The 15,065-nt window shown below is 64.6% G+C and carries 12 protein-coding genes; 10 read left to right on the forward strand and 2 right to left on the reverse strand.

Annotation, left to right across the window (positions count from 1 at the left end):
* The first annotated feature begins 250 nt into the window (after positions 1-250).
* Both KF886_03625 and KF886_03630 read left to right on the forward strand, forming a co-directional pair.
* Complete coding sequence (locus KF886_03625) at positions 251-1,261, forward strand: N-acetylglucosamine-6-phosphate deacetylase (protein MBX3176427.1); 1,011 nt, start codon at positions 251-253, stop codon at positions 1,259-1,261.
* Positions 1,262-1,959: 698 nt separating this feature from the next.
* Positions 1,960-4,452, forward strand: a complete 2,493-nt coding sequence (locus KF886_03630; GenBank protein ID MBX3176428.1) for a DUF4838 domain-containing protein — start codon at positions 1,960-1,962, stop codon at positions 4,450-4,452.
* A 52-nt stretch (positions 4,453-4,504) separates the two neighbouring features.
* Here the strand turns inward: KF886_03630 and KF886_03635 are convergent, their stop codons facing one another.
* Positions 4,505-4,795: a hypothetical protein gene (locus tag KF886_03635; GenBank protein MBX3176429.1), complete on the reverse strand. Its 291-nt coding sequence runs from the start codon at positions 4,793-4,795 to the stop codon at positions 4,505-4,507.
* Between the two features lie 20 nt (positions 4,796-4,815).
* Positions 4,816-5,481, reverse strand: a complete 666-nt coding sequence (locus KF886_03640) for a hypothetical protein (GenBank protein MBX3176430.1) — start codon at positions 5,479-5,481, stop codon at positions 4,816-4,818.
* 1,183 nt (positions 5,482-6,664) lie between these two features.
* Between KF886_03640 and KF886_03645 the strand changes: the two genes are divergently transcribed.
* From KF886_03645 to mnmE, 8 genes are all read left to right on the forward strand, one after another.
* Positions 6,665-7,927, forward strand: coding sequence for a hypothetical protein (locus KF886_03645; protein ID MBX3176431.1), 1,263 nt, complete (start codon positions 6,665-6,667; stop codon positions 7,925-7,927).
* Between the two features lie 26 nt (positions 7,928-7,953).
* A complete protein-coding gene (locus KF886_03650; protein ID MBX3176432.1) occupies positions 7,954-9,177 on the forward strand; it encodes a CHRD domain-containing protein in 1,224 nt (407 codons plus the stop codon).
* Between the two features lie 251 nt (positions 9,178-9,428).
* On the forward strand, positions 9,429-9,563 hold the full coding sequence (gene rpmH, locus KF886_03655; protein ID MBX3176433.1) for a 50S ribosomal protein L34: 135 nt from the start codon (positions 9,429-9,431) through the stop codon (positions 9,561-9,563).
* Between the two features lie 21 nt (positions 9,564-9,584).
* Complete coding sequence (gene rnpA / locus KF886_03660) at positions 9,585-10,013, forward strand: ribonuclease P protein component (GenBank protein ID MBX3176434.1); 429 nt, start codon at positions 9,585-9,587, stop codon at positions 10,011-10,013.
* Positions 10,006-10,248 carry a membrane protein insertion efficiency factor YidD gene (gene yidD, locus KF886_03665; GenBank protein MBX3176435.1) on the forward strand — a complete coding sequence of 81 codons (243 nt, stop codon included), beginning with the start codon at positions 10,006-10,008 and terminating at the stop codon, positions 10,246-10,248. The genes rnpA and yidD overlap by 8 nt, the downstream gene beginning before the upstream one ends.
* Positions 10,249-10,310: 62 nt before the next feature.
* Positions 10,311-12,290 (forward strand): YidC/Oxa1 family insertase periplasmic-domain containing protein, encoded by a 1,980-nt coding sequence (locus KF886_03670; protein MBX3176436.1) that lies wholly within the window; start codon positions 10,311-10,313, stop codon positions 12,288-12,290.
* Between the two features lie 74 nt (positions 12,291-12,364).
* Positions 12,365-13,669 carry a Jag N-terminal domain-containing protein gene (locus KF886_03675; GenBank protein ID MBX3176437.1) on the forward strand — a complete coding sequence of 435 codons (1,305 nt, stop codon included), beginning with the start codon at positions 12,365-12,367 and terminating at the stop codon, positions 13,667-13,669.
* Positions 13,662-15,038 carry a tRNA uridine-5-carboxymethylaminomethyl(34) synthesis GTPase MnmE gene (gene mnmE / locus KF886_03680; protein MBX3176438.1) on the forward strand — a complete coding sequence of 459 codons (1,377 nt, stop codon included), beginning with the start codon at positions 13,662-13,664 and terminating at the stop codon, positions 15,036-15,038. The genes KF886_03675 and mnmE overlap by 8 nt, the downstream gene beginning before the upstream one ends.
* The last annotated feature ends 27 nt before the right edge of the window (positions 15,039-15,065 follow it).

The following is a 15,065-nucleotide window of genomic DNA, read 5'->3' on the forward strand; positions in this document are numbered from 1 at the left end:
CTGCCGTCCCTGCCGTCCACCCCGTCCACTCTGTCCACTCTGTCCACTCTGTCCACTCTGTCCACTCTGTCCACTCTGTCCACTCTGTCCACTCTGTCCACCCCGTCCACTCCGTCCACCCCGTCCACCCGCACCCCACTGCTACGCGCACGGACCCACCACGCACGGGTGCATTCTCTGGAATCCTCGGGGCCCTATCCCGCACAATGAGCGGCGAATTGACCCGCACCAAACGGAACCCATCCAACCAATGACCAACGCCCAACTCCCCGCCACCTACACCGGACCCGGCCTCGTCGACCTCCAGGTCAACGGCTACGCCGGCATCGATTTCAACGCCGACGACGGCGTCTTCAACCCTGAAACCTTCCACATGATCCGCGAGAAGATGGCCGCGCGCGGCGTCCTCGTCTCCCTGCCCACCTTCATCACCGCCTCGCCCCAGCGCCTCGAAGCCAACTGCCGCGCCTACGCCAGACTCGTCGAAAACGGCGCCGAACTCGCCGCCGCCTTCCCGCTCCTCCACATAGAAGGCCCCTTCATCTCCGCGGAAGAAGGCCCGCGCGGCGCGCACCCCCTCGAACACGCCATCAACCCCGCCGACGCCCCCGATCTCATGCGGCGCCTCCGCGAAGCCTCCGGCAACCGCCTCGGCATCGTCACGCTCGCCCCGGAACTCCCCGGCGCGCTCGATCTCATCGCCTGGTGCCGCGAAAACAACATCGTCTCCGCCTGCGGCCACTGCAACGCCACCGCCGCGCAGATCCGCGACGCCGTCCAGGCCGGCCTCGTGATGTCCACCCACCTCGGCAACGGCTCGCACCAGACCCTCCCCCGCATGGACAACTACATCCAGGCACAGCTCGCAGAAGACGCCCTCTACGCCAGTTTCATCGCCGACGGCCACCACGTCCCCTTCTACACCCTGAAAAACTTTATCCGCGCCAAGCGCTTCGAGAAGACCGTCCTCGTCTCCGACGCTATCATGGCCGCCGACATGGGGCCGGGGACCTACAAACTCGGCGATTTCGAAGTCGTCGTCTCCGAGACCCTCCGCTGCACCAAGGCCGGCCACGCCGGACTCGCCGGCTCCGCCCTCACCATGGACCTCGGCGTCATCAACACCGCACTCCACACCGACGCTACCTTCGAAGAAGCCTGGACCATGGCCTCCACCCGTCCCGCCGCACTCGTCGGCCTGGACGCGCCGGCGGAGGTGACGGTGGCAGTGAGCGCGGATGGATTTGAGCGGGTAACGTAGGATAGGCGTCCCGCCTGTCCAGCTTTTAGGAATCTACTTTTTGCCGCGGTCCCCCGTGGTAACGGGATCTATGTCCGACCGCGTCATTCCCGCGCAGGGGGCTGTCGGTTTACTTAACGCACCCTACACTATGGAAGGAATGAGCAGATCCGTCATCCCCGCGAACGCGGGGATCCAGCGACGCGAACGAACATACCTCCGAATTCCAGTGGATTCCCGCGTTCGCGGGAATGACGCTGTAAGACAGTAGCACAAACTTGTAGGTTTTGAGCCATCCGCACCAGTTAAACCGACAGCCCCGCAGGCGGGAATCCAGTGGGATTCGGAGGTTTGTGTGATCGCGTTTCTGGATCTCCGCGTTCGCAGAGATGACGGTTTTCTACTCATTACCACGGTTCCCCGTGGTAATGCATACGGCGCCGCTCCCGCGGCACCGGCTATGGATCGTGTGCGTGGCCATTTCAAGGTCATCGAATATAAGTTCGGTTTGCCTTGAAGAACTACGCACGCAAAGCGTACGGGAATTGCGTTACCACGGGGGACCGTGGTAACGAGACCTAAACAAGGATTCCACCGCATCCGGTAGGGCGGCCGTCCCGATGGCCGACCTCCCGGCGCCCCAATTAACTCCGCACGCGCGCAGAAGCCAAAACGGCCACCGCGCGCGGCCTACCTTCACCCACGGAGCCCGTGACACAATGAAACCAGCAACCATCCTCCTCGCGATGCTGGCCGCAACACTCTACTCGACGCATGCCTCCCACGCCGCCGGCATACCCGCAGCCACGTTCAACACCGCGACTATCGCCGTCGCCGACGACGCCATCCCCAGCGAGATGTTCGCCGCCGAAGAGTTCCAGCGTCTCTGGGAAAGCTGTACCGGCCTGAAGCTCCCCATCGCCGCCAGCCCCGCGACCGGTCAGCCCGCCATCCTCATCGGCCCCGGCGCGGCCCCCGACATCGACACCGCCGCCCTCGGCGATGAAGGCCTCCACATCCGCGTGGAGCCGCAAACCATCGCCATCACCGGCGGCCGCCCCCGCGGAACGCTCTACGGCGTCTACGAGTTCTTCGAACGCTACCTCGGTGTCCGCTTCCTCACCGGCGACCACACCCACATCCCCGAAGACGCCGCGTCGCGCGCCCTCGAAACGGGCGATTTCACCTTCACGCCCCCGTTCTCCTTCCGCTGGAGCTACTACGGCGAAATCAACCAGAACCCCCCTTTCGCCGCCATCAAACGCGTCAACACCGTGCCAAAAGCCGAACGCCTCGGCGGCAAGACCCCACAGAACCTCATCAACCACACCTTCTACCGACTCTGCCCCGCCGAGAAATTCGGCCAGGACCACCCGGAGTACTTCGCCCTCGTCGATGGCGAGCGCAAACTCCAGATGCACGGCGGCGGCCCCGAACTCTGCCTCACCAACCCCGGCGTGCTCGATGTCGTGACCGAGGCCGTCCTCGCCGACCTGGAGGCCGCCCCGCACCTCCGCAACTACAGCGTCAGCCAGAACGACAACGACGCCTACTGCCGCTGCGACAACTGCGAAGCGATCAACCAGCGCGAGGGAACCCCCATGGGGACCTACCTCGCCTTCGTAAACGCCGTCGCCGAGCGCATCGAACCCCGCTTCCCCGACACCAAAATCGGCACCCTCGCCTACTGGCACACGCGCAAGCCCCCGAAGACCATCCGCCCCCGCCACAACGTCCAGATCCAGCTCTGCAGCATCGAGTGCTGCACGCTCCACCCGATCAACGACCCGAACTGCCCCAAGAACCGCGAGTTCTGCGATGACCTCGCCAACTGGAAGGCCATCTGCAACGACATCTGGATCTGGAACTACAACACCAACTTCGCAAGCTACGACCTCCCCTTCCCGAACCTCCGCGTTATCGGCCCCAACGTCGACTACTTCCTCAACAACAACGTCCACGGCCTCTTCATGCAGGCCGCCGGCAACTGCATGAGCGCCGAACTCAGCGACCTCCGGAACTACGTCATCACCCACACCATCTGGAATCCCGCCGAAGGCGGCTGGGCGCGCGTCGAAGAGTTCTGCAACCTCCACTACGGCCCCGCCGCGCGGCCCATCCTCGACTACCTGACCTACCTCCACGACAACGCCGAAGCGCGCGGCGTCCACCCCGAGTGCTTCCCCACCGGGCTCGAAGTCGGCCTCGACCAGGACGTCGCCCTGAAGGCCCTCGACTACTTTAAGCGGGCCATGGCCCTCGCCCCCGACGACGCCACCCGCGCCCGCGTCGAGAAGGCCAGCCTCAGCGCCTACAAGGCCCTGGTCGCCACCAGCGGATCCACCCGCTACGAGGACGGCATGTGCTACCTCGATATCCCCGCCGAATACGGGACCCTCATCGACGACTACATCGCCCTGGGCCGAAAGCACGGCCTCACCATGGCCCGCGAAACCGTCACTGCGGAAGACTTCTTCAACGAGATCAAGGGCATGACCCAGGGCTTCCCCGCGGTCCAGCTCGAAAACCCCGTCTGGCGCGTCACCGTCCTCCCCGGCGAAAACGGCAAGCTCGCCGCCATGTTGCATAAGCCCTCCGGGCGCGACGTCGCCTTCCCCCGCGGCCGCATGTTCAACCGCCACCGCGCCATGGAAGAGTGGGGTATCCTCGGCTTCACGGACAAAGACCTCTTCGAATTCCACGCCGAAAAAACCGGGAACGGCGTCACCATGACCGCCGGCATCGACGGGCGCATGGCCATCGAGCGCCGCATAGAGTTCGACCCCGCCAATCCCGATCGCGTCCTCTTTCGCACCCGCATCACCCACCAGGGCGCCGAACCAGCCGATTACCAGGTATGGGTCCACCCCGAATACGACAGCGACAGCACCTCGGACGACGAAAACGTGCTCGCCGCCTACATCAACAACGGCGGCTGGCGGCTCGTCAACACCGAATACAAGATCGACCGCGGATCAAACGACGCCCTGCTCCAGAATCCCGACGGCGGCTTCGCCTTCTACAACCACGAGAAGAACTTCGGCGTCATACAGACCTTCAACCCCGCCCAAATCCAGCGCGCCAAGCTCTTCTGGCATCCCAGCCGCTCCCAGGTAAACCTCGAGCTCTACACCACCGTCAAAAAACTCAATCAGGGCGAATCACTCGAATACGGCTACGAAATAGCCTGCCTCCAGGCCCCACCCCGCTAATCGCAAGGCCAAAGCCCCAACAACAAACCTGCCCTGGACTCCCGGGACGCCGTCAGTCGTCCCCGGTCCGTCGCGCCCAGGCGTCCCAGGCGTCCCTGCTGTCCCTGCTGTCCCTGCTGTCCCTGCTGTCCCTGCTGTCCCTGGCGTCCCTGGCGTCCCTGGCGTCCCTGCCGTCCCTGGCGTCCCGGCGCGCTGCCGTCCCTGCCGTCCCTGGCGTCCCTGCCGTCCCTGGCGTCCCGGCGCGCTGCCGTCCCTGCCGTCCCTGCCGTCCCTGCCGTCCCTGCTGTCCCTGCCGTCCCTGCTGTCCCTGCCGTCCCTGCTGTCCCTGCCGTCCCTGCCGCACCTTTGGCGAAAACCCGCGCCCTACCCCGGATACTGCTCCGCAACACCCTTCCCGTTCAATACACTTCGCCGCACCACATACCACCACACGCCCCGAAAGTGCCAAAACGGTATCGCCCGCACATGCGCCACCTGCCGCGCAATAGCCTCCACGATCTGCGCCGCCGTCGATTCCGCGCGATCAACAATCGTCAGATGAAACCGCTCATGCAGGTGAATAAGGCCCGACTCGTGCCGCTCAAAAATCGCGTCCAGATCGGCCCCGTGAAACGCCTGCACGTAGAAGCCCGGAGGTGAAGGCAAAAAAACCGAGTCCTTCGTGTTCGACGTCGTCAGCCCCGCGCCCTCCTGCAAGTTCGTCACGAACTCCCAGTACGTCACCTTCTCCGCCGTATACGCCACCAGAAACGTCTTCCGGTAGCGGCTCTTCCACACGCGAATCCGCACCGGATTCGGGCCGAGCGCCCCATGAAAATCCGCCGCGAGGTCCGGCTCAAAATCATTCGCCTCCGCCCAGGCCGCCGCCGTCGCCTCGTGCGCGTTGTACGGCAAGGTTTCATGCCCGCCCGGAATCATCTCCAGCAGTTCATCCGCCCGGCGCAATTTCAACACGCTGAGCACCATCGTGAGATTAATAAGCGCGCAGACCGCCAGCAGCGCCGCCAGCCCGTAAAGCACGATTGTCATGAGGAATCTCCCAATCCGATCCCGAACCCACATCCAGCCAACACAACCACCATGGTAATCCAACCCGCCCCCACACACAACACACCATGGGAACTCGCTCCCGCGACACCAACCACCCACGCCGCGAAAGCGCCCCACCCGCCCCAGGATCGCGGGCGCCTGCTCCGAGATTTCAAAGGGAGCCACGGGTGCCACGTTCAAGCTCCGCGGCACCGCCGCGAAGGCTTGAGCGTGCGAGACTCCAGGAGTGCGCCAACAGTCAGGGGCAGTATTTCATCCTTAATGGGTGACGCGAAGCGTCATGAAAGGCTACTCTGAAATTCCAAAAGGAGCCACGGGTGCCACGTTCAAGCTCCGCGGCTCCGCCGCGAAGGCTTGAGCGTGCGAGACTCCAGGAGTGCGCAATCAGTCAGGCGCCGTAATTCATCCTTAATGGGTGACGCGAAGCGTTATGAAAGGCTGTACCCCTATAGGGACTGCGGCGCCCCATTACCTCGGATACGAGCAGCCCGCGCGGGACCGAAAGCGCGCGCATCAAAACCGCTACACCGGCAACCGGCGCGGCTGTCCCGTCGCCCCCCAAAAAGCCCAGGGGGACTGGCTCCCGCGACACCAACCACCCACGCCGCGAAAGCGCCCCAGCCGCCCCAGGATCGCGGGTGCCTGTACCCCCAAAAGCCAAAAGCAAAAGATTAAGCGTTTTTCATGGACAGAAGACGGGATATACTGGATTCGTACCGCGCATGACAAATAGTGACAAAAATCCGTCGCGCCCGCCACCCGGATCCAAAACCGAAAAATTCTCCAAAACCGTTGTAAAATAAGCCGTTTCATGATAACGTATCCGTAAGCAGCGTGGATCGTGCAACCCAACCATGCAGGGAGAGTTATCATGAGATGGTATACCAGTGGTGTTCTATGTTTGCTCGGAGCGGCGGTGTTCATCTGGGGCGGCCAGGCGCAGGCCAACACGGCCTTCACCTACCAGGGGCAATTGCAGCAGATGGGGGAACCCTTCTCGGGCGCAGCGGACCTGACCTTCCGCCTCTTCGACGCCCTTGAAGAGGGCAACCAGGTCGGCGACGACGTCGTACTCGACGGCGTCGAAGTCGCCAGCGGCCTCTTCACCGTCTCGCTCGATTTCGGCGAAGGCGCCTTTAATGGTGACCCCCGCTGGCTCGAAATCGAGGTCGGCGACACCCTCCTGACGCCCCGCCAGGCCATCCAGCCCGCGCCCTACGCGCTCTTCGCGCTCGCGGGGGCCCCGGGCGTACAGGGCCCTCCTGGAGAGCAGGGACCGCAGGGTGAACAGGGCCCGACCGGAGAACAGGGCGCCACGGGCGAGCAAGGGCCGCCCGGAGAACAGGGCGCCACGGGTGAACAAGGGCCTCCTGGAGAACAGGGCGCCACGGGTGAACAAGGGCCTCCCGGAGAGCAAGGCGCCACGGGTGAACAAGGGCCTCCTGGAGAGCAAGGCGCCACGGGTGAACAAGGGCCTCCTGGAGAGCAGGGCGCCACGGGCGAACAGGGCCCGCCCGGGGAACCCTCCGAATTGGAAAACGTGATTCACGTCGCCACCAGCGGCGGGGATTTTACCTCCGTTGCGGCGGCCCTCGCCAGCATCACCGATTCCTCGTCGAGCAACCGCTACCTCGTCTACGTGGCGCCCGGCGTATACACCGAAACCGATCTCTGCGTCGTCGCCCCCTACGTACACCTCCTGGGCGCCGGGCAGAATGTAACCGTGATTACCTCGGCGCGCAGTGGCGCTTCCCCCAACAACGCCTCGGCAACCGTTGAATTGCAGAACAACGGGCGGATCAGCCACTGCACCATCGAGAATACGGGTTCTTCGTCCACCTTCGGCATCGGCGTCTGGACAGCCGATGCGACCCGCGCGGCGGAAATCTTCCAGACCACCATCCAGGTCAATGGCGCGGGCGGCGTGGGCCACTACGCCGTCTACCTGAACGACTCCGAGCCGACAATTAAGTGCTCCAGGCTCACCTCCACCGGCGCCGTCGGATTTGGGACGGCGGTCAATGCCGCGCTCGGCGGCGTAAATGTCGCCGGTGGCTTCCCGCAACCCCTCATCGTCGACAGCTATCTCCTCGGAGGGACCTCCGTGGCCGACAACACCGGCACCGGCTTCGGCATGCAGTTCAATAGCGTCGCCGCCGAAGTGCGAAATTCCGTCATCGAGGCCGGCCACCGGGCCATCGCTCAATACGTCAACGGCATCACCCGCGTTCGCAACAGCCAGGTGCAGGTCAGCTCCACGACCGACGCGTTCCTCCTGGAGACCAGCGGTAGCGGGCAGACCCTGTTCTACCACAGCGGTCTGTTCTATGTCGGCAACAAACTGGCCACCGGCTCGACCAATCAGCCCGCCTGCCTCTTCAGCTACAACGCGAGCAACGCCGCCGTCAACGCCACCTGCGACTAATCGCCGGTAAGAAAGGAACGAATCGTATGTTACGAACTACGATAGTCACGCTCCTGGCGGTCGCGGCGGCCCTCTACCCCCCCGGAAGCGCCGTGGCCCAGTCGGGAGGCGACTTCAGCCTCTCCTGGAGCCGCGCCGGAGCCGGCGCCACCGCGCCGAGCACCGGGGGCGATCTGGACCTCCGGTCCGCCATCGGCACCGCCGAAGCCGAAGGGGCCTCGGGCGGTGAGTTCACCTTCCTGCCCGGTTTCCTCGCCGTGACCGCCGCGGTCGAGGAGGGCGATGAAGTACTGTGCGAATTCGGGCTCGACGCTTCCCAGGAAGTCGCCGATCCCCCCGTCGTTTCCGAAGCCACGGGAACCGCCACCTTTACCCAGCTCCTGAGCGGAAACGTCCTCGTTACCGTGGTGCACACCGTCGCCAACCCCACCGCCGCACACATACACGTCGGCGCGGCGGGCGTCAATGGCGGTGTGATCATCAATCTCGGCGACGCCAACAGCCCTATCCTGGCCGAGTTGACGCCGGAAGAGTACGCCCAGGTGAGCGCCTCGCCGCACTATATCAACGTCCACAGCGTGGAATTCCCGGCCGGCGAGATTCGCGGCCAACTCACCTGTGTTGCGGGCGGCGAAGGTGAAGGTGAAGGTGAAGGCGAGGGTGAAGGTGAAGGCGAGGGTGAAGGCGAAGGCGAGGGCGAGGGCGAGGGCGAGGGTGAAGGCGAGGGCGAGGGCGAGGGCGAGGGCGAAGGCGAGGGTGAAGGCGAGGGTGAAGGTGAAGGCGAGGGCGAGGGCGAGGGCGAAGGCGAAGGCGAGGGTGAAGGCGAGGGTGAAGGCGAGGGTGAAGGCGAGGGTGAAGGCGAGGGTGAAGGCGAGGGTGAAGGCGAAGGCGAAGGTGAAGGCGAAGGTGAAGGCGAGGGCGAAGGTGAAGGTGAAGGCGATGACGAACTGGCGCAAGAACTGTTGGATCGCTTCAATGAAATCGATACCAATGGCGACGGCGTGATTAGCCGGGAGGAATTCCTGGCCGCATTTGCCGATTCCGAAGCCGCATTCGATCGAATAGACACAAACGGCGACGGCATGCTCTCGCGGTCCGAACTGGAAGCCGCGGCGGGCATCGTGCCGCCAGCGGGTTGCCAGTGCAACCAAAACACCGCCAAGGCGCTTCAGCGCTATCTTGGCGACGCGTTCCTGCTTGGCTTGGCGCTGCTGGCGCTGTGCGCCATGCCCCGCTTGCGGGAGCGCTGATACAATCACATAACGCGTAAACCGCGCGGCCGCGGGATGGCCCATCCCGCGGTCGCGCGTTGCTTTATATCCGCCGCCCGGAGCGCGTCGCGCAACGGAAACCCAATTTGACTTTAAACCCCGTAGTTTCGTAAAGTTACGTACTTAGCTCAGCCTGATTACCCCCGGGGCGAACGCTTGCCTTTTCTCTGGGCTGCTCCGGATCTGTATCTTTTCGCCGAATTTACCGTATTTTCTAAGGAGTTTATTCTGTGAAGCGCACGTTTCAGCCTTCAAACATACGCCGCAAACGCACCCACGGGTTTCGCGCGCGCATGGCGACCAAGAATGGCCGCCGTGTAATCAACAATCGCCGTAGAAAAGGCCGTAAAGTCCTTTCCGCCTAATTTGAATGTGACGATCCTGTAGTGCGGGAGCAGACGGAGCAGGGGAGAAACCCCGTCCCGGATCCCGCCGCCTCCTCTGCGGGCAGCGGCCCGCGCGCCGCCCGGCTCAATTTCCCGCCGGAAGCGCGCATCCGGAAGAAATCCGAATACGCGGCCGTTTTCAACAGCAGCCGCAAGGTGGCGGACCGCCATTTCGTCTGTTATCTGGCCACGCAGGAGCAGCAAGGGAAAAAACTGGGCCTGGCCGTCTCGCGCAAGTGCGGCAACGCCGTAACGCGCAACCGCATCAAGCGCCATATCCGCGAATTCTTTCGTACCCGTCAGCACCGCATCAAAGCGCCCTGCCGGATTGTGGTGGTCGCCCGCCCTCCCGCGGCCGGCCTCGGCGGCGCGGCGTGTGGCGCGGCGCTCGAAAGCCTGTTGCGGCGCGCGGAACTGCTCGATGGCTAGGCTGTGCATCGCATTGATTCGCCTGTACCAGCGCCTTATTTCGCCGCTGCTCGGGCAGAACTGCCGGTTCTATCCCTCCTGCTCCCAGTACGCCATTGAAGCGCTGCGAATACATGGCTTCCTCCGGGGAACATGCTACGCCGCGTGGCGCATCCTGCGCTGCAACCCCTACTGCCCGGGCGGGCACGACCCCGTGCCCGATAAGCGCCGCGGCCGGGGGGGGCCGTCCAACTGAACACCGGCTGCGAACGCCGGCGCGCCCCGATGCCGCCGGATACGCCCGGGGAGAACAGTATTTTGCTCGGTGACCAACAACGCGACCGGGATCTCGCGCGGAATCAGATGTTCGCGATTCTGCTCACCACGATCCTGCTCATGGGCTATCTCTATTTCTTCCTCCCCGCCCCGCCGCCCCCGGGGCAGGCCCCGCCGCCCGCGGGGCGGGAAGCCGCCCGCGAAGAGGGCGATCCCGCGCCGCAACCCGAAATAGCGACGCCCGCGCCGGAGGCCCCCGCGATGGATGCCCCCGACACCGAGGCCACCGCGCCCCCCGCGGACCCCGCCGCCGCGGAAAACGCCCTCGCCGCACTGCGCTTCGACCCCGATGGCGAGCCCGCGCGAGAATATCTACTCGAAAACGATCAGCTCCAACTCGTCTTTACCGATATCGGAGCCCGACTCAAACAGAGCACCGTCGTCACCGTGCACGGAGCCAACCAGCCCCTCGTGCCCTCCTGGGGCGACACCCCCGAAAACGAGGCCGTCTACCCGCTCGGGCTCGCCTTCGATCCCGAGGATATGGACGACCTCAATGTCCTGCGCTGGCGGGCCGAACCCGCGCGCGACAACCAGTCACTCACTTTTTCAATCGAACTCCCCGCCCCCTGGTCCGCGCGCGTCACCAAGACCTACCGCCTGTCGGAGGAACATCCCAATGTCCTCGACCTGGAGGTCACCTACACCAACACCGGAACCGATACCCGCCTCCTCGGCCTCGACGACCGCGAGCCCGCCTTCGTCCTCACCTGGGCCCCCAACGTGAACTCCGGCGACGCCGACAACCTCATGGTCTCCCAGGAAATCGTCTGGCGCGCCGAAAACGCCAACGCCCACCTCAGGACCTCGAAACTCCCCGGATTCGTCGCCGGAGAGCGCTTCCACAAAGCCGTCCTCGATCCGGAGTGGGTCGCCATCAAGAGCGCCTACTTCATCGTCGCCATGCGGCCCGAATTCAGCGGATCCCGCGGCTGGGCCCTCGGCGACCCGCGACACTTCCACCTCTCGCTCACCGCGCCACGCATGGAAATCCCGCCCGGATCCACAGAAACCCGCGCGTTCAGGGTCTACCTCGGCCCGCTCCAGGGCGACAGCCTCGCCGGGGCCTGGCCAAGCCTCAAGTCCTCGCTCGAATTCTTCACCATGTTCGGCTTCATGGACGCCTTCGCAAAGGGCATGCTCTTCGTCCTGAACTGGTTCTACAACAACGCCTACGCCAACTACGGCTTCGCCATCATCTTCCTCACCATTCTCGTCCGCACCGCCATGTTCCCATTGACCCTCAAGGGCATGAAGAGCATGAAGAAGATGCAGAAGCTCGCGCCCGAAATGGAAAAAATCAAGGGGGAAGTCGGAGACGACCAGCAGGCTATGCAGCGGCGCATGATGGAGCTCTATCGCGAGCGCGGCGTCAATCCCCTCGGCGGCTGCATGCCCCTGCTCCTCCAGATGCCCGTCTTCATCGCCCTCTACCGGGTCTACGCCACCGCCTACGAATTCCGCGGCGCCCCCTTCATCGGCTGGGTCACCGACCTCTCCGAGCCCGACGCCTTCCTCACCCTGCCGATCTCCATTCCCGTGCCCTTCACCAACGGGATCGATACGTTCAACCTGCTGCCCATCCTCATGGGCCTCTCCATGGTCGCGAGCACCAAACTCATGCCAACCTCCGGCCCCGTGCAGAACCCGCAGCAGAAGATGATCATGACACTCATGCCCATCTTCTTCAGCGCCATCTGCTACAACATGGCCGCCGGGCTCAACCTCTATATCCTCACCAGCACCCTCCTGGGTATCCTGCAGAACTACTTCGTTCACGTCAGTGACGAGGAGGTCCGCTCGAAACCCGGAAAAGAAAAACTGCAAAAACTGAAGCGGCGCAAAAAGCATTTCTACGCCGCCGCCCAGGAAAAAAAGCGGGAAATGGCGCGCGAAGTACGCCGCGAAAAGAAGAAAAAATCGCGCGGAAACAAAGAATCAGGCGGGAACAGGGAACAATAACAACACACTGTCCGGCGGTGGCGCGGCGCCAACGGATCAACGCGGGCCAAAGGCCCCGGAGGAGATAAACGCTTATGAAACAAGTGGAGGCAAGCGCGAAAACCCGCGAAGAAGCCATCCAGAGCGCCCTCAAGGAACTGGGCGTCGAAATGTACGAAGTCGATAAGATCGAAGTCCTCGACGAAGGAAGCAAGGGCCTCTTCGGCCTCGGAGCGCGCCCCGTGCGCGTACGCCTCATCGTCGAAAGCCTGCACGACGAGCCCCGGCGCGACGCCGAATCCGCCGATTCCCGGCCATCCCGGGGCGGACGGGGTAGGGGCGATCGCCCCGCCGGCGAACGCAAGGATCGCGGCGCACAGCGCGAAACACGCAACGGCAAAGGCCCCCGCGCCGAAAAGCCCGCCGAAACGCGCGATGATCGCCCACAGCGCGCTGATCGCGCTGATCGCGCCGATCGCCCGGAAAGGGCCGAACGCGGCGAACGCGGACCGAAAAGCGACCGAGGCGAACGCGGCGGGCGCGGGCGCGGGCGTGACCGCGATCGGGACCGCGACAGCCAGCCCCGGGCCGATCGCGAAGGAGGACGCCCGCGTCAGGAAAAATCCGCCGATCCCCAGGGACGCCGCGAGGATCGCGACGCGCAACGCGGCAACCGACCGGAAAGGCGGCGCGGCAACCGTCCGGATCGCGATGCCGCCCCGGTTGATGGTGCGGAGGTGGATATCCCCGCGTCCGCCGAGCCGGCCCCCGATGAACAGGCCCTGATCGACAACGCCGCCCCCATCACCGACGAGCAGGGGGCCGAGGCCGCCATCGCCCTGCAGGAAATCATCACCCGCATGGGCATCACCGCGACAACCGCCTTTGTACGCTCCGACGACGGCAGCGCCCGCGTCAACGTCTCCTCGGAAGACAGCGCCATCCTCATCGGGCGCAAGGGCCGCAACCTCAACGCCATGCAGTACCTCATAAACCGCATGATTTCCCGCGGCGACACCAGCGAAAACACCGAGCGTATCGTCGTCGATGTCGAGGGCTATGTCGACCGCCGCCGCGAGACCCTCCAGGAAATGGCCCTCGCCATGGCCGCCAAGGCGAAAAACACCCAGCGCAACATGCGCCTAAAGCCCCTCAGCCCCCAGGAACGCCGCATCATCCACCTCGCCCTCCAGGACGACGAGGATATCCGCACCTACAGCCTCGGAGACTCCCTTTTCCGCAGCGTGGTCATCAGCCCGAAAAACGCCGTGCGCCCCGAGCGGCCCCGCGGCGGGCGAAGCGGGCGCGGCGGACGGCGCCGCGGCGGGCGAGGCCGTTCCGGCGACTACAACAACCGCAACGGCGGCCAGGATATCGATGTAGGCGCCTTTGGTGACTAACCCCGAAGATACCATCGTCGCAATCTCCACTCCCCCCGGCGAGGGGGGAGTGGGGATTGTTCGTTTAAGCGGCAAGGACGCCATCCCCATCGCCGCCGCCGCATTCCGCTCCTCCCGCGGACGCCGCATAGAAGACGGGAATCGACAAGTCTACCACGGACACATCGTGGACGCCGCCGGCGCCCCGCTCGACGAAGTCCTCTGCCACGTCATGCGCGCCCCCAACAGCTACACCCGCGAGGATGTCGTCGAGATCAACGGCCACGGCGGCCCCGCCCCGCTCAACGCCATCCTCGAAATCCTGCTCGCACGCGGCGCGCGCCTCGCCGCCCCGGGAGAATTCACGCTCCGCGCCTTCCTGAACGGGCGCATCGATCTCGTCCAGGCCGAAGCCGTCATCGACCAGATCCGCGCACGCACCCGCGCCAACCTCCAGGCCGCCAACGCCGCCGCCAGCGGCGCGCTCTCCCGAAACCTCTACGCCATGAGCGACCGCCTGCGCATCCTGCTCGCACGCGTCGAGGCCGCCGTCGACTTCCCCGAGGACGACCTCGGCGATCTCCTCGATCAGGCCCTACTCGACGACGCCGCAACCATCCTGCGCGACATGGAGGCCCTCCTCGCCACCAGCCACGCCGGACGGCTCTACCGCGAAGGAGCCGCCGCCGCCATCGCCGGTGTGCCCAACGCCGGTAAATCAAGCCTCTTCAACCTGCTCCTGCGCGACGCCCGCGCCATCGTCTCCGAGCGCGCCGGCACCACCCGGGACCGCATCGAGGAATTCATCAACCTCGCCGGACTCCCCCTGAAACTCGTCGACACCGCCGGCGTGCGCCAAACCGAGGACGAAATCGAGCGGATCGGTGTTCAAATCGCCCGCGACGTACTCAAGAGCGCACAGATCGCCCTGCTCGTTGTCGATGGAGCCGCTGGAGCCGGCCCAGACGATTATGCGCTCATGCGGGAATTGAAGCCCCTCGAAATCCCCATCGTGCTCGTTGTCAACAAGTGCGATCTCGTCGACGCCCCGCGTTTCCCCGATTGGCGCGACGAAGCCGACCACTGCGTCGCCCTGTCCGCCCTCACCGGCGAGGGCCTCGAACAGCTCGAAAACACGCTCGCCGAAATTCTCCTGCGCGGTGTCAGCGCGGGAGCCGACGAAGCCCTCATCAACCGCCTCCACCAGCAGGACAGCCTCCGCCGCGCAACCGAGTGTCTCGCGCGCTTCCTTGCCGACACCACCGTCTCTCCGGAGTTCCTCGCCCTCGAACTACAGGAGGCCCTCCACGCCCTCGGAGAAATCACCGGTGAAACAACCCCGGACGATATCCTCGCCAACATCTTCGGCGCGTTCTGCATCGGGAAGTAGCGAAGATCCCCCCGAAAAGACACAAAA

It is taken from the genome of Candidatus Hydrogenedentota bacterium (genome assembly GCA_019637335.1).
Classification (GTDB): Bacteria; Hydrogenedentota; Hydrogenedentia; order Hydrogenedentales; family JAEUWI01; genus JAEUWI01.

Bases quoted from the DNA above. Each gene is read 5' to 3' on its own strand.
- KF886_03625 (MBX3176427.1), top strand. From the start codon at position 251: ATGACCAACGCCCAACTCCCCGCCACCTACACCGGACCCGGCCTCGTC.
- KF886_03630 (MBX3176428.1), top strand. From the start codon at position 1,960: ATGAAACCAGCAACCATCCTCCTCGCGATGCTGGCCGCAACACTCTAC.
- KF886_03640 (MBX3176430.1), bottom strand. From the start codon at position 5,481: ATGACAATCGTGCTTTACGGGCTGGCGGCGCTGCTGGCGGTCTGCGCG.
- KF886_03650 (MBX3176432.1), top strand. From the start codon at position 7,954: ATGTTACGAACTACGATAGTCACGCTCCTGGCGGTCGCGGCGGCCCTC.
- yidD (MBX3176435.1), top strand. From the start codon at position 10,006: ATGGCTAGGCTGTGCATCGCATTGATTCGCCTGTACCAGCGCCTTATT.
- KF886_03675 (MBX3176437.1), top strand. From the start codon at position 12,365: ATGAAACAAGTGGAGGCAAGCGCGAAAACCCGCGAAGAAGCCATCCAG.